Here is a 16,891-nt window from a genome sequence, read left to right as displayed (position 1 = left end):
GACCGCTGCGCCATCCAGGAATTTGACGCAAGGGTACTGGGCCAGCTGCTCGCGCGCCTGCCGCAAGATTTCCTGGGGCGGCTTGCCGTCATGGCCCAGAAAGCCGTGCGCATGCGCGGCGAACCGATTGCGAGGCTGGCCGCCGTCGATCAGCAGGACGCGCCGGCGGGCGCGGGCCAATTGCAGGGCGGCGGACAGGCCGGCAAAGCTGCCGCCCACGATGATGGCGTCGTAAGTCATCGGCTGGATTCCTATTCAGTGGCTATCAAGATACTTCGTAAGTTGCATGATAGGGTGGAATCCAGGCTTCATGCAACTTATGATGTGCCGTATCTTGCGGCGACCACCTGCGTGGCGCCTACACCGGGAAATCCGTCGACTGCGCCAGCGCCTTCCAGGCTTCGGTTTCCTCTGCCACGTACGCGTTCTTTTCCGCAATCACACGCAGCGCGTCCGTGCCCAAGGGCAGGCGCAGCGGGGGCATTGCGGCATCGGCCAAGGTGAGCATGGCGGCGGCCAGCTTTACGGGATCGCCAGGCTGCTGGTGATTCAGGCCGGCTGCAATCCGCCGCACATTGCCCGACGTGGCGTCGTAATCCTCGATGATGGCGCCCGCCACGGTCAGCGAGGTTGCGTCCAGGAAATCGGTGCGGAAGTAGCCGGGTTCGACGATGGTCGCGTGGATGCCCAGCGGCTTGAGTTCCGCATGCAGCGCTTCGGTCAACCCTTCGACGGCGAACTTGGTCGAGCAATACGCGCCGAAGCCTGCGCCGGACCGGTAGCCGCCCAGTGAAGACAGGTTGATCACATGGCCGGCACGTTGCGCCCGCAGCGTGGGCAGCACGGCACGGGTCACGTTCAGCAGGCCGAATACGTTGGTGTCGTACATGCGGCGCACGTCGGCATCGCTGGACTCTTCAACGGCGCCCAGCAAGCCGAAGCCCGCATTGTTCACCAGCACGTCGATACGGCCGAACCGCGCCAGGCCGGCGGCGACGGCCGCCTTGGCCTGGGCTTCGTCGGTGACGTCCAGCGCGACGGGAAGCAGGGCAGGCGACTGGCCCAGGCGTTTCGCGATGGCGTCGACATTGCGGCCGGCGGCGATGACGGCGTTGCCGTCGGCAAGTGCCGCTTCGGCGATCAGCGCGCCGATGCCGCGCGAGGCGCCGGTGATGAGCCAGACGCGTTTGAAGGAGGGGGCGGGGGTTTGCATGGAGAGGCTCCGAAAGGGGGGGGTGAGCCTGCATCGTAGGGGGAGGGATAATCATCGAATAGATGGCTAATTGCTGAAATATAATCAACGAAAATTTGCGAATGGGCCTGCCATGAACGAAATCCGTGCCGTCACCATCTTTGCGCGCGCCGCCGTGCTGGGCAGCCTGCGCCGCGCGGCGGTGGACCAGGGCATTTCGCCGCAGGCCGCCAGCCATGCGGTGATGCAGTTGGAAAAGGAGCTGGGCGTGCGCTTGTTCCACCGCACCACGCGCAAGCTCAGCCTGACCGAAGAGGGCGAGCGCCTGCTCGACAGCGTGGCGCCGGCCCTGGCGATGTTCGCGACTGCGCTGGACGATGCGCGCCGGTCGCGGCAGGACATCGCCGGCCCCTTGCGCGTCAGCGCGCCCAGGACGATGGCGCGCCACGTGATCTGGCCCGCCCTGATGGCGTTCGCCGCGGAACATCCCAGCGTGCAACTGGACGTGCAGTTCGACGACCAGTTCACCGATCTGGTCGCGGACCGAGCCGACGTGGGGTTCCGGGGCGGTTCCCCGCCAGCCGAAGGCGCCATCGCACGCCGGCTCGTGCCGATCCAGCTGATCGTGTGCGCCTCGCCCGCCTATCTGGCGCGCCACGGCACGCCCCGGACCATCGATGCGCTGGACGGACACCGTTGCACCGGCTACCGACGCGTCAACACGGGCAAGCTCGCGCCCTGGGAATTCATGGTCGGCGACGAGATCCAGTACCGCGATGTGCCGGCCGTGTTGTGCACAAACGATGCCGAAGCGGAAACCGATGCCGTGGTGGCCGGGCTGGGCATCGGGCAACTCGGCAGTTTTTCAGCCGCCGGACCGATTCGCGCCGGCTTGCTGGTGCCGCTGTTGACGCAGCATCTGACGCAGCGCGAATCGTTCTATATCTACTACCGGCGGCGCACGGAACAGCCCTTGCGCGTCAAGGCGTTCATCGACTTCATGGTGGAGCGCCTGGCGGACAATCCGGACTTCTTCCTGACGCGTGCCGAGCTGACGCGTCCGCGCAAACCGGGCGCGTAGAGCGCCGCCCGTCCGACGGTGTATTCTCGATTGCGAGCCGCGCCTGCCAACCCGTGGCGCGCGAAGCAGAACAAAGCGGGCAGCGCCCATCCGGCGCCCGCCCCGCACTCGAATATCCAGGAGACAGGACCATGTTGTTGACGGAAGAACAGCAGAGCATTCAGGAAATGGCGCGCCGCTTTGCGGCCGAACGCCTGGCGCCCAACGCCGAACGCTGGGACCGCGACCACGAATACCCCGCCGACGCCATCCAGGAGATGGCGCAGCTGGGGTTTTTCGGCATGCTGGTGCCGGAAGAATGGGACGGCAACGCCAGCGGCTATATCTCGTATGCGGTGGCGCTGGAGGAAATCGCCGCCGGTAACGGCGCATGTTCCACGATCATGAGCGTGCACAACTCGGTTGCCTGCATGCCGATCCTGAAGTTCGGCACCGATGCGCAGAAGGACCAGTTCCTGCGGCCGCTGGCCACAGGCGAGCACATCGGGGGCTTTGCGCTGACCGAGCCCCAAGCGGGGTCCGACGCCAGCAGTCTGCGCACCCGCGCCCGCCGCGATGGCGACGATTACATCCTCAACGGCGCCAAGCAATTCATCACCTCGGGCAAAAGCGGCCAGACGGTGATCGTCTTCGCCGTGACCGACCCTGATGCCGGCAAGCGCGGCATTTCCGCCTTCATCGTGCCGACCGACACGCCGGGCTATCAAGTGCTGCGCGTGGAGGACAAGCTGGGCCAGCATGCCTCGGACACCTGCCAGATCGGTTTCGAAGACATGCGCATTCCGGCCGCCTACCGTCTGGGCGCGGAAGGCGAGGGCTACAAGATCGCGCTGGCCAACCTGGAAGGCGGGCGAATCGGCATCGCGTCGCAATCGGTCGGCATGGCGCGCGCGGCGTTCGAATGCGCGCGCGACTACGCCCGGGACCGGCAGGCGTTCGGCAAGCCCATCATGGAGCACCAGGCGGTGTCGTTCCGGCTGGCCGACATGGCGACGCAACTCCATGCGGCGCGGCAAATGGTGCTGCACGCCGCCGCCTTGCGTGAAGCGGGCAAGCCGGCGCTGATGGAAGCCTCGATGGCCAAGCTCTTCGCCTCTGAAATGGCCGAGAAGGTGTGCTCGGCCGCGATCCAGACGCTGGGCGGCTACGGCTACCTGAAGGATTTCCCGGTGGAACGCATCTACCGCGATGTGCGCGTGTGCCAGATCTACGAAGGCACCAGCGACATCCAGCGGCTGGTGATCGCGCGCGGCCTGTAAGCCGCGGGGGGCGGCGCGCCTGTCTGCCGGGCCGCGCCGCCGCGGCCGGTCTGGCTTCAGTCGTCGTTCCGGGCGCGCTCGTCGTCAGGGCGGACCTGCGCCAGTTGCGCATCCCAATACGCCAGGTGCTCCTGCCAGTCGGGGCGGTTCAGCGCGCGCAACTGTTCCAGGATGCGCCGTGCGTCGTCCGGCCTGCCCAGGTGCAGGTTGGCCTTGATCAGGTTGCTGCCCACTTGAAGCCCATGCGCGTGGACCTGGAACCGGGGGCCGGCCAATTCCAGGATGTCGGCGATACGGCCGGCATTGCCCAGGTCGCCGCTCATTTGCATCAGCAAGTCGGCGGGGGCGGGGTCGCCCGCGCGCGACAGCGCCTCGTTGTACAGGGCGATCGCGCCGGCGTAGTTGTGCGACCCGAGCTCACCGCGCGCCAACCAAAGCTGGGCGCGCCAGCTGGCCGGCAGCGCGGCGACTTTGCGCATCGCCGTGATGCCTGCCGTGTCGCCGCCAAAATCGCGGTGGATGGCCTCGAACCAGCCCAGCCCATTGTCCTGGTTGGGGTCAAGCTGCAAGGCGCGCCACAAGGTGTCGAGCGCGCGGTCTTCGTCATCGCGTTCGGCATGGATCTTGGCCAGATTGGTCAGCACGATGCCCGTCTCGCCATGCTGCGCGCAGAACGCCTGCAGCACGCGTTCGCTGTCGTCCAGCCGGTCCTGCTTCATGTAGACGATGGCCTGCAGCACCACGGCGCGTTCGGGGTTCGGGTCCAGTTCCACCAGCCGTTCGGCGGGCCGGACCATCTCGTCGATGAATCCGTCGTTCAGCGACTGGATGATCAGGCCTGCCAGCCGGTCGGCATCGTTCCAGTCCTGTTCGATAGCGCCGGGCAGCACGGTGTCGCGCCATTGCTCGCGGGTGACGAGCACCTCGCGGCCCTGGGCGTCGTAGGCGCGGATCATCTGGGCATTGTCGGGGTGGGGGCTCATGCTCATGCGTTGGATCCTTCGGAAAAGTTGCGCCGGCGCCGCCGCGCCCACAGCGTGTAGACAATGATATTGCCGATGATCAGCAGCGTGGCCAGCACGATCTGCGTGGTCCGCGTGATGCCCTCGGGGTAGATCAGGCCCAGCACATAATGTTCGATGAAGCCGCCGGCGTATCCCTGTTGGCCCGCTTGTTGCCGCAGCGACACTTCAAGCGGCGTCAGCGGGCAGATCCAGCCCATGCCGATCACCATCGCGCCCCACGCCAATGCGGGCAGATGCCAGTAAGCGATGCGGGGCTTGCACAGCGCAAGCAAGCCGCCGAACATGACGAAGGCGATGAAGAGGCCATGCGCGACCAGGACCAGGTCGGCAAGGATGCGGTAAGTCATCGGAAGTTCTCTGCAGGTTCAGGAAAAGGCCGGCGCGTAACGCCGGACCCGCATTTAATCGTAAGCCCGGACGGGCCGGGCGGCATATTGGCAACAAGGCAAGACGCTCGGTGTCGGAATAGAATGCCGGCGTCAATACACTGCGTGAGGCGAGGACGATGGGCCAGACGATAGAAGGGCGGATCCAGGCCGCCGAAGAGCAACTGCGCCAGGCGATGCTGGCGTCCGACATCGCGGCGCTAGAGCGCCTGCTGGATCCGCAGCTGCTGTTCACGAACCACATGGGCTGGAGCTTCACCCGCGAAGACGACCTGGACGCGCACCGTTCGGGCATGCTGAAGATCCATGGACTGGACTTGTCCGAACTGAGCATCCTGCCGCGCGCGGAATGCGCGGTCGTGTCGGTGCAGGCGCGGATATCGGGCAGCTACAACGGCGTGCCGGCCAACGGTACGTTCCGGTTCATGAGGACCTGGGCGCTGGACGCGGTCTCCGGCCAATGGCGCGTGATCGCGGCCAGTTCGGTCATGGTGGTGTGACGCCCGCCGGGCGCCCTCAGACCTTCAGATCGCGCAGCAGCTTGGCCAGTTCGGGCGCCGTCATCAGCGATACGCCTTGCGCCTTCGCATAGGCCCAGGCATTGTCGGACACGTCGCCCAGGGCGATGTAGATGGCTTCGCGGGCGCCGCGTTTCTCGCGCGCCGCCTGCAGTTCGCGCAGCGGCTCTACTCCTACGCGGGCGGCCTTCCAGCGCTTGGCGCTGACGATGGCCACGTGGCCGTCCTTGCTCAGGGCAAAGTCCGCGCCCGGCGTCTGCAGGCGTTGCACCTCACAGCCATCGCGCTTGAAGCCGGCCTCGACCGTGTCGGCGAAGTCGGCCCACGACATGGCGGCGGCGGTCTCGGCCACGGCCTGCACGCGGGTGCCCGAGGGCGCTCGCAGCTGCTTGTAGGCGGCCATGATGGAAATGACCGCGAACGGCACCGCCGCGAATACGCCCATCGCCGCGAAATCCAGCGGCAGCGCGGCGAAACCGCCCACGCACAGCAATACCGCCACGCCTGCGCTCATCCACCACGGCGAGCGCAGCAGGACGGCGAAGATGGAGTTCTGGGACATCTTGAGTTTCATGGCGGTTCGCGGCGTAGCGGTGTCGGGGGAACGGGGTCAGGCGTTGTCGGCGGGCGTGTCGGCGGCGCGCACCACGATGCGGACGTCGCCGCAGGTGACGATCTGGCCGCCGCGGATCTTGGCGGTCTTGCGGGTCTCGACGACGCCGCCCACGCTGACCAGGCCGTCGGCCACCAGCATCTTGCCCGCGCCGCCGCTGTCACAGACGCCGGTGGCTTTAAGCAGCTGGTTCACTTCGATATAGGGGCTGCCGTCGGCAAGCGTGAATTCAATGAGGGGCATGGAGGAATTGCGCAAGTTCAGGGGGGAAAGCGGCCGGGGCGGCCGCGTACGTCAGGCGGCCTCAGGCCGGGCCGCCGCGGTCGGTGTTGTCGGGGGCGGCGGCAGCCGCCTCGGGCACGCTGGGCGCCGCGGCGCGGGGCGCGCTTTCGGCGCGCGCCATCCAGGCGATCAGCGAGGAACGCATCGCCTCTTCGACCGACATCTGGATGGGCGTCACCCAGTCCTGCGGCACGAAGACGGTGTAGCCGCCGATCATGTAGCCCATCGGCAGGTAGACGGCCACGCGGTCGCCCTGGGTGAAGCCTTCAGGCAGGCCATCCATGCTGCGGCGGGTGACCAGGCCCACCAGCTCCAGTTGCTGGCCGGGCACGCGCAGGATCACGACCTGCTGCGCCGTGTTCTTGGAACTGGGCGAAAAATAGTCCGCGAAGCTCTTCAAGGACGAATAGATGCTCTTGACCACCGGCAGGTTGGTGAAGGGCATTTCCACTACGGTCAGGAAGCGCTGCACGCGTTCCTTGGACACCAGGTATCCGATAGCCAGAATGCCCAGGATACCCAGCGCCAGGCCCATGCCCGGCACGTAGAAACCGCCGATGAAGGGGCGCAGGAAGGTCAACGCCACCGCTTCCGTCCAGGCCAGGAAGATATAGAGCAGGTAGAGGGTCAAGGCCAGCGGCAGGACGGTGATCAGGCCGCGGAAGAAGTATTTGTAGAGACGAGTCATAGGCAGGAACTAGAGAATTAGGGTCGGACCAAGGCTTGCCGGCGCGGGTCAGAGGGCCGCCAGCATAGCAGCCAGCGCCCGCGTGTTTCGTAATAAACCGCATCGCCCCGGGGATATCGGGGCCAGGGAACCCTCCGCGCGCGGCCTAGCGGTCGACGGGCAGGTACAGGGTTTCCTTGATTTCCTCCATGACCACATAGCTGCGCGATTCCGCGGAAGCCGGCAGTCGTTTGAGGATTTCGCCCAGCAGGCGACGGTATTCGTTCATTTCCGTCAGGCGGGCCTTCACCAGATAGTCGAAATCACCGGACACCAGATGGCATTCCATGACCTCGGGAACGTAGAGCAGCTCTTTCTTGACCTTGTCGAAGACGTCGCCGGACTTGGCGGACAGCTTGATTTCCAGGAAGACGAGCAGGTTCTTGCCCAACGCGGCCGGGTTGACGCGCGCATGGTAACCCGTGATGACGCCTTCGCGCTCCATGCGCTTGACGCGGTCCGAGCACGGGGTGGCGGACAGGCTCACCCGATCGGCCAATTCGGTCACCGAAATGCGGCCTTCGCGCTGCAGGATTTCCAGGATTTTCAGGTCGATTCGGTCTAGGTCGCGCATTTCACTTTTGGTGATCGAAAAACAGGGGCGTGCCCGGGAAAAGCACTGGCAAAGGAAAATAATCAGTGCTTTTCACTGCGAATAGGCTCATAGACTACCGAAAATACTGACCAAATCCAAATACGGAAAGAATCATGCATGTGATCGTCCTCGGCAGCGGCGTTATCGGCACCACCACCGCCTATTACCTGGCCCGTCAGGGCGCCAAGGTGACGGTCCTGGACCGCCAGCCCGCCGCCGCCCAGGAAACCAGCTACGCGAACGCCGGCCAGGTGTCGCCGGGCTATTCCACGCCCTGGGCCGCGCCCGGGATCCCGTTGAAGGCCATCAAGTGGCTGTTCCAGAAGCACGCGCCCCTGGCGATCCGGCTGGACGGCAGCGTGTACCAGCTGAAGTGGATGGCGGCGATGCTGGCCAACTGCTCGGCCGACCGCTATTCGGTCAACAAGGAACGCATGCTGCGCTTGGCCGAATACAGCCGCGACTGCCTGCGCGAGTTGCGCGCGTCCACGGGCATCCATTATGAAGAGCGCACGCGCGGCACCTTGCAGCTGTTCCGCACCGAGGCCCAGCTGGAAGCCGCCCGCCGCGACATCGCCGTGCTGGAAGAAGTGGGCGTGCCCTACGAACTGCTGGACCGCAACCGCCTGGTGACGGCCGAGCCCGCCCTGGCGCGCTCGATCCACAAGCTGGCTGGCGGCCTGCGCCTGCCCAACGACGAAACCGGCGACTGCCGCCTGTTCACCACGCGGCTGGCCGAGATGGCGGCGGCCCTGGGCGTGGACTTCCGCTACAACCAGACCGTCTCCGGCCTGAACACCGCGGGGGGGCAGATCACCGGCGTGCGCGTGGGCAGCGAAGTCCTGACGGCCGATCGCTACGTGGCCGCCTTCGGCAGCTACACGCGCGGCTTCCTGGAACCGCTGGGCCTGGACCTGCCGGTCTACCCGGTCAAAGGTTATTCGCTGACCATTCCGCTCAAGGACGAGGCCGCCGCGCCGGTGTCGACCATCCTGGATGAAACGTACAAGATCGCCGTGACGCGCTTTGACGAACGCATCCGCGTGGGCGGCATGGCCGAACTGTCCGGGTTCGACCTGCGCTTGAGGGACGCCCGCAGAAAGACGCTGGAGCTCGTCGTCAACGACTTGTTCCCGGACAGCGGGCACGTCGCCCAGGCCGAGTTCTGGACGGGCCTGCGTCCGATGACGCCGGACAGCACGCCCGTCGTCGGTCCCACCCGCTATGGCAACCTCTTCCTGAACACCGGCCACGGCACGCTGGGTTGGACGATGGCTTGCGGCTCGGGCAAGCTGGTCGCCGACCAGGTCATGGGGCAGCGCCCGGCAATCCGTACCGACGGGCTGAGCCTGTCGCGCTATGACCGCCGCGCATCGTCGAATCCGCCGCTGGTGCTGGACGGCAAGCGCGCCTGAGACGGCGCGCCCGCCACCACCGCATCGCTTATCGGGCAGCGGCCAAAAGCCATGCCCCCGACGGCCCTGCCTCGCGCAAAACGCGGGGAGGGCCGTTGTCTGTTTTGAATGACGCGGCTTGTGCCAAAATCGGCCCATGACCCATTTCCTGCACACTGCCGATTGGCAGATCGGCCGTCAGTACGGCCAGTTCGAAACCGACGACGCCGCCATGCTGGCCGAGGCGCGCTTTGACGTGGTGGCGCGCATTGCCACGCTTGCCGCGGAGCGTGGCGTGGACGCGGTGCTGGTGGCCGGCGACGTGTTCGATACGCAAGGCGTGTCGGACCGCACGATCCGCCGGCTGTTCGCCGCCATGGCTGCCTACGCCGGCCCCTGGGTGATGATCGCCGGCAACCATGATGCGGCATTGGCCGACAGCGTCTGGAGCCGCGCGATGCAGCTGGGCTGCATCCCCGGCAACGTGCATGTGCCGTTGCGCACCGGCGTCGTCGACTTGCCCGCCATCAACCTTGCCGTGCTGGCCGCGCCGCTGACGCAACGCCACACCTATGACGACGTGACGCAGGCTTTCAACACGCTGGAAACGGAAGCGGGGCGCGTGCGGGTGGGCCTGGCCCACGGCAGCGTCGCGGGCCGTCTGCCCGACACGATCGACGCCACCAATCCCATCGCGCCGGACCGCAGCGCCCGCGCGCGCCTGGACTACCTGGCGCTGGGCGATTGGCACGGCTGCCTGTCCATCGACGCGCGCACCTGGTATGCCGGCACGCCCGAGCAGGACCGTTTCCGCGGCAATGAACCCGGTTATGTGCTGGACGTGCGCATCGAAGCCCCGGGCGCCGAGCCCGCGGTGGAACGCGTGGCCACCGGCAAGTACCGCTGGTCCGCCTGGACAGAGACCGTCAGCCTGCCCACCGACGCGCAGGCGCTTGCCGAACGGTTGGCGGCCCTGCGCGCGGAAGACGTGCTGCGGCTGGACGTGCAGGGCCACGTCAACATGGAGACCTGGGACGCGCTGCAACGCGCCGTGGATCAGGCCACCGCCCAAGTGCGGGCAATGCTGCCGGACCTGTCCGGCTTGCTGCTCGAACCCGATCAGGCCGACCTGGCCGAGCTGGGCGCCAGCGGCTACGTCGGCGAAGTGGCCGCGCAATTGCAGGCCTTGCAGGCGGATGGCGAGCAAGCCCCGGTGGCGGGCGAAGCCTTGCGGCTGCTGTTGCGGTTCCAGCGCGAAAGCGCCGCGCAGGGGGCGGTCAAATGAAACTCTCCCGGATTGCGCTTGAAGAATTCCGCAAGTTCCGCCAGCCGATGGTGCTGGACGGCCTGCAAGACGGCTTGAACCTTTTCGTGGGCGCGAACGAGGCCGGCAAGAGCACCGTCGCATCCGCCATCCGCGCGGCGTTCCTGGAACGCTACAGCACCAGCAAGGTCGCCGATCTGGCCCCGCGCGGCGAATCCGGCGCGCGGCCCAGCGTCGAACTGGCGTTCACGCACGCGGATCATTCCTATGTGTTGAAGAAGCAGTTCCTGTCGCGTGCCCGGTGCGAATTGCTGATCGACGACGGCGCCCGACGCCTGGACGGCGAGGAAGCCGAGAACGCGCTGGCTGCCTTGCTGGGGTTCGAATTGCCGGGGCGCGGCCAAAGCAAGCCGGATCTGGCCGGCGTCCCCGGCCTGTTGTGGATCCAGCAGGGCGATGGCCACAATCTGCAAGAGGCGGCCGGCCATGCCGGCGTGCATTTGCGTGACGCGTTGACGCAGTTGTCCGGCGAACTGGCCGCCAGCGACGGCGACCGCCTGTTCGAACGGGTGTCGGCCGAACGCGCTGCGTTGCTGGATGCGCGCAACGGGCGTCCCAAGGGCGCCTACAAGGACGCCGAGGACGCCTTGGCGCGTGCCACCGCCGAACGTGACGAATGCGCGCACGCGATGGCGCAACTGAATACCGACGTGGACCGCCTGGCGGAACTGCGCCGCGATCACGAACGCGCCCAAGCCGGCCAGCCGTGGAAGGACTTCGAGGCCAAGGCCGTCGAGGCCCGGGCCCGGTTGGCCGCGCTGGCGAAGGAGCGCGAAGCGTTTGACGGCCTGCGCCGTGAACAGACCCAGGCCGCGCAGACGTTGACCTTGCTGCAGGACCAGGTCCGCCGCGACCAGCAGGACGAGACGGACTACCAGGGGCTCGTCAAGGAGTCTCAGGCGGCACGGACCCGGGTCGAGGCGGCGCAAGCCCCGCTGGCCCGCGCGCAGCAGCAGCGTCAAGCGCACGCCGCGGCGGTCGATGCCGCCCGCTTGCGCGTGGCCGCGGTCCAGGCCGTCGCCGACCGCCGCGACCTGGAACACCAGCTGGCGCAACTGAATGCCGAAGTCGAACGCCTGGACGGCGCGCTGCAAGCCGTTACCGCGCTGATTGAACAAGGCTCGGCGCTGAAGGCCGAAGCCGTCCGCATCGAAATCGCGGACGGCGATATCGATGCGTTGCGCAAGAGCGAGCGTGAACTGGCCAATTTGCAGTTGCGCCAGCAAGCCATCGCCACGCGGCTGTCGTACCAGCTTGAAGCGGGGCGCCAGGCCACGCTGGACGGCCGGTCGTTGACTGGCGACGGCCAGGTGCTGCTGACGTCTGCCGCCGATCTGGATCTGCCGGGAGTCGGGCGCTTGCGCATCGAACCGGGCGGCCAGGACCTGCCGGCGCTGCAGCGCGAACGCGCCGCTTTGCAGACGGCCTGGAGCGCGCTGCTGGAACGGTTGGGGGTGACGGCATTGGCCGATGCCGAACAGCGCCACGCGCGCTACACGGCGTTGCTGCGCGAACTGGACGGCATGCGCAAGACGCTCGCCATCCATGCGCCCAAGGGCGTGGACGTGCTGCGCGGGCAACGCGATGACGCGTTGGCGCGGCGCGTGCCCTTGCAGGAGCGGCTGGCCAAGCTGCCCGCGCCGGCCGCGGGGCAGGGGTCGGACCAGGACGACCTGCCCGCTGCGGTTCAGGCACTGCGCGAGGCCGAAGCGCTGGCCGGGCAGGCCGACGCGTCGCTGGCGGCCGCGCAGCGCGCGCTGGACGCCGACAGCGCCCGTGCGCAATTGCTTGAAGGCCAGGCGGCGGCGCGCGGCGCCGAACTGCTGTCGGCCGAGCGCGCCGCGCAACGGCAGGCGCGGGCGGGCCGGCTGGCCGAAGTGCGCAGCGGCCACGATGAACTGGACCGCCGTGTGCGCGAGGCGCAGGCGGCGCTGGCGGAGCATCGTCCCGACCTGCTCGAGCAAGACGTCCAGCGCTACGAGAAATCCGCCGCCATCGAACGCGACGCGCAACACAAGCGCCACGGCGAGATCCTGCAGCTGCAGGGCAAGCTGGACCAGGCGGGCGCGCAGGGCCTGGGCGAACGGCTGTCCGAAGCGGCTGCCGCATGTGAGCGCCTGGCGCGCCGTCGCGATGAATTCGCGCGCCGCGCCGCCGCGCTGGAGTTGCTGCTGACCCTGCTGACCGACAAGCGCGCCGCCGCCACACAGCGGCTGCAGGCGCCGCTGGCGCGGCGCTTGAACCACTACCTGGCCTTGTTGTTCCCCGAGGCCGCGCTGCGGCTGGATGACGCGCTGCTGCCGACCGCGCTGCGCCGCGGCGATGGCGAAGACTTGCTGGACGCGCTGAGTTTCGGCACGCGCGAGCAACTGGGCATCCTGGCCCGCTTCGCCTATGCCGACCTGCTGCGCGAAGCCGGACGGCCGACCTTGCTGGTGCTGGATGATGCGCTGGTCCACACCGACGATGCGCGGCGCGACTTCATGAAGCGTGCGCTGTTCGATGCGGCCACGCGCCACCAGATCCTGATGTTCACCTGCCACGGCGAGGCGTGGCGGGACATGGGGGTCGAGCAGCGCCGCATCGGCGCTTCCTGACCGGCTTGACGGCGCAAGGGCTGAACGGATAGGCTACGCACATGCCTGACTTCACGCCCTACGCCGATTTTGCCGCCGCTGCTTCTGCAGCCGGCCGCCGCGCGCGTGGGCTGTCCCGGCATGCAGGCCTTACCTCTGCGGTGGCTACCGCAACATCCCCCGTTGTTTCTCCTGTCGTCTCCGCGGTCGTCGCTCCGCCCGCCTCGCCGCCTGCCGGCGTGGTCTCGGGCGTTCATCCGCCTTTGGCGCTTGTGTTCGGCTGACGGCCAAACTCCCCACTCCAGTCCCTTTCCGTTGTCAGTGCGCATGATGGGTTGACGCGTATCGCGCGCCCCAAGCGCCGCTGATCCGTGCAGGTTTGCCGCCCGTCGCGGCACACCCGCGCAGGGCTGGAGCCTGTTCTTACCCTGACAGGTGAAACCTCATGTCTTTCGATCGATCCACGTGGACCGCTTACGGCTCCACCACCTTGTTCGTGCTGCTGTGGAGCGGCGGCGCGATCTTCGCCAAATGGGGGTTGTCGCACGCCTCCGCGTTCGGCTTCCTGCTGTGGCGCTTCATCCTTGCCCTGGCGGTGCTGGGGGCGATATGCCTGTGGCGCAAGCGCTGCTTGCCTGAGCGCGGCACGCGCAAGACGGCGGCGCTGACAGGCCTGCTGCTGATCGGCAGCTATTCCATCTGCTATCTGCTGGCGTTGGACCACGGCATCACGCCGGGCGTGTTGGCCACGTTGCTGGGCGCGCAGCCCATCCTGACCCTGGCGGTGATGGAACGCCGTTATTCGCCGGCTCGGCTGACGGGGCTGTTCCTGGCGCTGTGCGGTCTTGTCATGGTGGTGTATCAAAGCATCGGCATGGCGCGCTTTTCGGTGGCGGGCATGGCGTTCGCCTTTGCCGCGCTGGCCAGCATGACCGCCGGCGCCATCCTGCAAAAGCGCATCAAGCAGGCGCCCATGGACGTGATGCCGCTGCAATATACGGTCAGTCTGGCGCTGTGCCTGCTGTTCGTGCCGTTCCAGCCGGTCTGGGCGGACTGGAGCGTCGGGTTTATCGTGCCGCTGATCTGGATGGGGCTGGTGATATCGGTAGGCGCGACGCTGCTCTTTTACCGCATGATCCAAGCCGGCAACCTCGTCAACGTGACCAGCCTGTTCTATCTGGTGCCGGCAGGCACGGCGGCGCTGGACTACCTGATCCTGGGCAACCGCCTGTCTGCGCTCAGCTTGGCCGGCATGGGCGCGATCCTGCTTGGCCTGATGCTGGTGCTGCGCAATCCGGCCGCCGCGGTCAAGCCAGCGCAGGGTAAGCGGCCGCCTGCCAAGACGACCGCGTAGCCGCTGGCGCCGCGTCGCCGCCTTCGACCGCGTCCTGCCCCGCCCAGTGGCCGCTGACAAGCTGGGCAGGGCGCGTCTGCGCCGAGACGCGGGCGCAGACGGACCAGGCGTCCAGCCGGACGCTCAGCCCGGCATAGACGCCATGGCCGTCGCCGGCCTGGATCACGCCTTCGGCCTGCACGCCTTCACCGGCGCGGATCGATCCTTCTGCGCGGATGTCGCCGCCGGCGATCAGGCCCCACCCGGATGCCAGGTGGTCGCCGCAATGGATGGACCCGCCGGCCTGGATGCCGCAGGCCGCATTGATTTCCTTGTCTGCGCGCACGTCGCCGCCGGTCTTGATGCCCTGGCCGCACTTGATGGCGCCTTGCGTCTGCACGTCCTGGCCGGCATGCAGGTGGCCCGTGACGGCCAGGTCCTGGCCGGCGCAGATGTCCCACTTGGCGCGCACATTGCCGCCGCAGTCCAGGCCCGTGGCGGTTTCGATGCCCCAGTCCGTGGCAATGTCTCCGCCTGCGCGCAGATTGCCGCCGCTGGCGATGTTGGCCGCCGCAGTGATGTTTTCCCCCGCCATGATCGTTTCGCCCGCGCGGATGCCGCCGCCCGTGATGATGCTGCGGCCGGCGCGCACCACGCTGTCCACGTTGATGCCCATGCGCACTTCCAGCGTGCCCGCGAACACGATCGCGTTGGCGTCCACGGCATCCAGCTTCAGCACGGCGTCGGTGGGGCCGAACTGGTCCAGCAGCCAGCAGGCGTCGCTGACGCGGCCGTCGGCCACCAGCGCGTCAAGCACGGCCTGGTAGTCCCCCTGTCCGTTGTGGTCGCGGATGAACCATTTGTAACCGCCCGCGCAGGGGTTCTTGGCTTTGACGAATTTCTTGGTGAGTTGCATGGCGCTGAAAGGGGAGATCTGTGCGTGGCCCGGCCGCCAGCGGTCTGGGCTGGCGGCGAAGATTCAGGCGCGGGCGCCCGGCCACGCGGCAGGGCGTCCGCCGGCGCGTGGCAGGCGGCAACGCGCACGGATGTGCAGGGCCACCGGCGACAGGCCGGAATAGGAAGGGGGAAAAGCGGAGGAGCCGGGCGATTAGCCGGGCTTGGAGCGCGCGTAAGCGGAACGCGCGGCGACTTCCTGCGAGCTCAACAAAGTCGAGCGCAGGGCGCAAAGGACGCAGGCAGCGGGGGGGATGGGAGAAAAATCGGATCGCACGGGGGCAGATGCTAACACCCGCGCGTCCGGAGTCAAGTGGGAAAGGCCGCGCTTGGGGGCGGCGGCGGCCTTTTCCCCAGGCAGGAATCAGTTCGTCGACACGATGTTGCGTTCCTTGGCGATGCGCTGGCGCAGCTCGAGTTCACGCTTGATCTGCGCGGCGTACTCGGCGGGCGTATTGCCGTCCACCAGCGATCCGCCGTCGGCCAGGCGCTGGACGATCTTCGGGTCCTTCAGCGCCTTGACGGCGGCGTCGTGGATGCGGTCGACCACGGCTTGCGGCGTGCCGGCAGGCGCGACCAGCCCGTACCAGGCCATGTTGTCCATTTCAGGCAGGCCGCCTTCCTTGAAGGTCGGCACGTCCGGCAGGGCGGGCAGGCGCTTGGGGGCGGCCACGGCCAGGGCGCGCAGCTTGCCGGCCTGGATATGGGGCATGGACGAGGGCAGGTTGTCGAACTGGGCGTTCACCTGCCCGGCGATCACGTCGTTCAGGGCCGGGCCCGAACCGCGGTAGGGGACATGGACCATGTCGGTCTGGGTCAGCGACTTGAACAGTTCGCCGTCCAGGTGGCCGATGCCGCCCGCGCCGGATGAGGCATAGCTGTACTTGCCGGGGTTGGCCTTGAGCAAGGTAATGAATTCTGCCAGCGACTTGGCGGGCACGGCCGGGTTGACCGTCAGCACGTTCGGCACGTTCACCAGGTTGGTGATCGGCGTGAAGTCCTTGATCGGGTTGTAGGGGTTCTTGGGGTTGGTGGCCGGATTCGTGGCCATGGTACTGACGGTGGCCACGCCCAGCGTGTAGCCGTCAGGCGCGGAACGGACCAACGCGTCGGCGCCGATCGAGCCGCCGCCACCGCCGCGGTTTTCCACCACGACAGCCTGGCCCAGTTCACGGCCCAGCCCTTCGGCCACGATGCGGGCGACGATGTCGGTCGTGCCGCCCGCGGCAAAGGGGACGATCAGCCGGATGGGTTTATTGGGGTAGGGATCTGCGGCGTGGGCGCCGGAACTAAAGCAGACGCCTGCGATGGCGGCGGCCAGGATGGCCTTGGCATGAGACAGCACGGTCAAGAGTCTTCTCCATATTTTGTTGTTCCGAGCCGACCGGCTTCTTGGGCCGGCGTCGGTGAAGCGCGCTGTGCCGGGATACTGGCTGATAGCCGACGCTTCGTGGGCGCAATTCCACACAGGAATCCCCCTACGGTCAACTCAGGATTCTCCCTGTCTTTACGCGAAAATATTTTTTCAGTGACGGATAGTTGTGTGGAAATCGCGTCAGATCGGCGAAAAAGCCAACCCTGACAACGAGATGAACGATTTCGCAAACCCTGTCATTGCGCAATCATTGCGCA

Annotated in this window: 17 protein-coding genes; 7 read left to right on the top strand and 10 right to left on the bottom strand. The window is 67.2% G+C overall.

All coding sequences use genetic code 11. The features are described 5' to 3' along the window. Together ACO6D5_RS16170 and ACO6D5_RS16165 are read right to left on the bottom strand one after the other, a co-directional pair. Positions 1-240, bottom strand: a 240-nt coding sequence (locus tag ACO6D5_RS16170) for an FAD-dependent oxidoreductase (protein WP_485825930.1), incomplete at its 3' end; no start/stop codon positions are given. Between the two features lie 118 nt (positions 241-358). Further along, positions 359-1,213, bottom strand: coding sequence for an oxidoreductase (locus tag ACO6D5_RS16165; protein WP_485825929.1), 855 nt, complete (start codon positions 1,211-1,213; stop codon positions 359-361). Positions 1,214-1,325: 112 nt separating this feature from the next. Between ACO6D5_RS16165 and ACO6D5_RS16160 the strand changes: the two genes are divergently transcribed. Both ACO6D5_RS16160 and ACO6D5_RS16155 read left to right on the top strand, forming a co-directional pair. Next, complete coding sequence (locus ACO6D5_RS16160) at positions 1,326-2,273, top strand: LysR family transcriptional regulator (protein ID WP_485825928.1); 948 nt, start codon at positions 1,326-1,328, stop codon at positions 2,271-2,273. A gap of 131 nt (positions 2,274-2,404) precedes the next feature. Then, a complete protein-coding gene (locus ACO6D5_RS16155; protein ID WP_485825927.1) occupies positions 2,405-3,532 on the top strand; it encodes an acyl-CoA dehydrogenase family protein in 1,128 nt (375 codons plus the stop codon). A gap of 56 nt (positions 3,533-3,588) precedes the next feature. Here ACO6D5_RS16155 and ACO6D5_RS16150 read toward each other — a convergent pair whose 3' ends face one another. Together ACO6D5_RS16150 and ACO6D5_RS16145 are read right to left on the bottom strand one after the other, a co-directional pair. Then, positions 3,589-4,521, bottom strand: a complete 933-nt coding sequence (locus ACO6D5_RS16150) for a tetratricopeptide repeat protein (protein WP_485825926.1) — start codon at positions 4,519-4,521, stop codon at positions 3,589-3,591. After that, a complete protein-coding gene (locus tag ACO6D5_RS16145; protein ID WP_485825925.1) occupies positions 4,518-4,904 on the bottom strand; it encodes a DUF2784 domain-containing protein in 387 nt (128 codons plus the stop codon). The genes ACO6D5_RS16150 and ACO6D5_RS16145 overlap by 4 nt, the downstream gene beginning before the upstream one ends. 158 nt (positions 4,905-5,062) lie before the next feature. Here ACO6D5_RS16145 and ACO6D5_RS16140 point away from each other — a divergent pair, with 158 nt between their 5' ends. Then, complete coding sequence (locus ACO6D5_RS16140; protein WP_315846031.1) at positions 5,063-5,443, top strand: DUF4440 domain-containing protein; 381 nt, start codon at positions 5,063-5,065, stop codon at positions 5,441-5,443. Between the two features lie 16 nt (positions 5,444-5,459). Here the strand turns inward: ACO6D5_RS16140 and ACO6D5_RS16135 are convergent, their stop codons facing one another. The 4 genes from ACO6D5_RS16135 to ACO6D5_RS16120 form a co-directional block, all read right to left on the bottom strand. Next, a complete protein-coding gene (locus tag ACO6D5_RS16135) occupies positions 5,460-6,035 on the bottom strand; it encodes a restriction endonuclease (protein WP_315846030.1) in 576 nt (191 codons plus the stop codon). Positions 6,036-6,071: 36 nt separating this feature from the next. Then, positions 6,072-6,317 (bottom strand): RNA-binding S4 domain-containing protein, encoded by a 246-nt coding sequence (locus tag ACO6D5_RS16130; protein ID WP_315846029.1) that lies wholly within the window; start codon positions 6,315-6,317, stop codon positions 6,072-6,074. A 61-nt stretch (positions 6,318-6,378) separates the two neighbouring features. Then, positions 6,379-7,044, bottom strand: coding sequence for a DUF502 domain-containing protein (locus ACO6D5_RS16125; RefSeq protein WP_485825924.1), 666 nt, complete (start codon positions 7,042-7,044; stop codon positions 6,379-6,381). A gap of 145 nt (positions 7,045-7,189) precedes the next feature. Continuing rightward, positions 7,190-7,657, bottom strand: coding sequence for a winged helix-turn-helix transcriptional regulator (locus tag ACO6D5_RS16120; protein ID WP_315847466.1), 468 nt, complete (start codon positions 7,655-7,657; stop codon positions 7,190-7,192). A 134-nt stretch (positions 7,658-7,791) separates the two neighbouring features. Here ACO6D5_RS16120 and ACO6D5_RS16115 point away from each other — a divergent pair, with 134 nt between their 5' ends. The 4 genes from ACO6D5_RS16115 to ACO6D5_RS16100 all read left to right on the top strand — a co-directional run bounded on the left by ACO6D5_RS16115 (position 7,792) and on the right by ACO6D5_RS16100 (position 14,326). Then, on the top strand, positions 7,792-9,093 hold the full coding sequence (locus ACO6D5_RS16115) for a D-amino acid dehydrogenase (RefSeq protein WP_485825923.1): 1,302 nt from the start codon (positions 7,792-7,794) through the stop codon (positions 9,091-9,093). A 136-nt stretch (positions 9,094-9,229) separates the two neighbouring features. Continuing rightward, positions 9,230-10,357 carry a metallophosphoesterase family protein gene (locus tag ACO6D5_RS16110; protein ID WP_485825922.1) on the top strand — a complete coding sequence of 376 codons (1,128 nt, stop codon included), beginning with the start codon at positions 9,230-9,232 and terminating at the stop codon, positions 10,355-10,357. After that, positions 10,354-12,993 carry an AAA family ATPase gene (locus ACO6D5_RS16105; protein WP_485825921.1) on the top strand — a complete coding sequence of 880 codons (2,640 nt, stop codon included), beginning with the start codon at positions 10,354-10,356 and terminating at the stop codon, positions 12,991-12,993. The genes ACO6D5_RS16110 and ACO6D5_RS16105 overlap by 4 nt, the downstream gene beginning before the upstream one ends. Before the next feature lie 424 nt (positions 12,994-13,417). Further along, positions 13,418-14,326 carry a DMT family transporter gene (locus tag ACO6D5_RS16100; RefSeq protein WP_485825920.1) on the top strand — a complete coding sequence of 303 codons (909 nt, stop codon included), beginning with the start codon at positions 13,418-13,420 and terminating at the stop codon, positions 14,324-14,326. Here the strand turns inward: ACO6D5_RS16100 and ACO6D5_RS16095 are convergent. Both ACO6D5_RS16095 and ACO6D5_RS16090 read right to left on the bottom strand, forming a co-directional pair. Continuing rightward, the gene (locus ACO6D5_RS16095; protein WP_485825919.1) at positions 14,280-15,221 is read right to left on the bottom strand and encodes a hypothetical protein; all 942 of its coding nucleotides are present in this window, start codon (positions 15,219-15,221) and stop codon (positions 14,280-14,282) included. The two genes, ACO6D5_RS16100 and ACO6D5_RS16095, sit on opposite strands and share 47 nt — an antisense overlap. Before the next feature lie 402 nt (positions 15,222-15,623). Beyond that, positions 15,624-16,610, bottom strand: coding sequence for a Bug family tripartite tricarboxylate transporter substrate binding protein (locus ACO6D5_RS16090; protein WP_006227450.1), 987 nt, complete (start codon positions 16,608-16,610; stop codon positions 15,624-15,626). Positions 16,611-16,891 lie beyond the last annotated feature (281 nt).

Source organism: Achromobacter sp. (assembly GCF_057314935.1).
The sequence above is the reverse complement of the archived record's forward strand: the minus strand, read 5'-3'. Positions and strand labels throughout refer to the sequence as shown.

Coding starts and splice junctions, on each gene's coding strand:
- ACO6D5_RS16105 (WP_485825921.1), top strand. CDS start 10,354: ATGAAACTCTCCCGGATTGCGCTTGAAGAATTCCGCAAGTTCCGCCAG.
- ACO6D5_RS16130 (WP_315846029.1), bottom strand. CDS start 6,317: ATGCCCCTCATTGAATTCACGCTTGCCGACGGCAGCCCCTATATCGAA.
- ACO6D5_RS16165 (WP_485825929.1), bottom strand. CDS start 1,213: ATGCAAACCCCCGCCCCCTCCTTCAAACGCGTCTGGCTCATCACCGGC.
- ACO6D5_RS16125 (WP_485825924.1), bottom strand. CDS start 7,044: ATGACTCGTCTCTACAAATACTTCTTCCGCGGCCTGATCACCGTCCTG.
- ACO6D5_RS16110 (WP_485825922.1), top strand. CDS start 9,230: ATGACCCATTTCCTGCACACTGCCGATTGGCAGATCGGCCGTCAGTAC.
- ACO6D5_RS16095 (WP_485825919.1), bottom strand. CDS start 15,221: ATGCAACTCACCAAGAAATTCGTCAAAGCCAAGAACCCCTGCGCGGGC.
- ACO6D5_RS16115 (WP_485825923.1), top strand. CDS start 7,792: ATGCATGTGATCGTCCTCGGCAGCGGCGTTATCGGCACCACCACCGCC.
- ACO6D5_RS16100 (WP_485825920.1), top strand. CDS start 13,418: ATGTCTTTCGATCGATCCACGTGGACCGCTTACGGCTCCACCACCTTG.
- ACO6D5_RS16150 (WP_485825926.1), bottom strand. CDS start 4,521: ATGAGCATGAGCCCCCACCCCGACAATGCCCAGATGATCCGCGCCTAC.
- ACO6D5_RS16160 (WP_485825928.1), top strand. CDS start 1,326: ATGAACGAAATCCGTGCCGTCACCATCTTTGCGCGCGCCGCCGTGCTG.
- ACO6D5_RS16135 (WP_315846030.1), bottom strand. CDS start 6,035: ATGAAACTCAAGATGTCCCAGAACTCCATCTTCGCCGTCCTGCTGCGC.
- ACO6D5_RS16120 (WP_315847466.1), bottom strand. CDS start 7,657: ATGCGCGACCTAGACCGAATCGACCTGAAAATCCTGGAAATCCTGCAG.
- ACO6D5_RS16155 (WP_485825927.1), top strand. CDS start 2,405: ATGTTGTTGACGGAAGAACAGCAGAGCATTCAGGAAATGGCGCGCCGC.
- ACO6D5_RS16140 (WP_315846031.1), top strand. CDS start 5,063: ATGGGCCAGACGATAGAAGGGCGGATCCAGGCCGCCGAAGAGCAACTG.
- ACO6D5_RS16145 (WP_485825925.1), bottom strand. CDS start 4,904: ATGACTTACCGCATCCTTGCCGACCTGGTCCTGGTCGCGCATGGCCTC.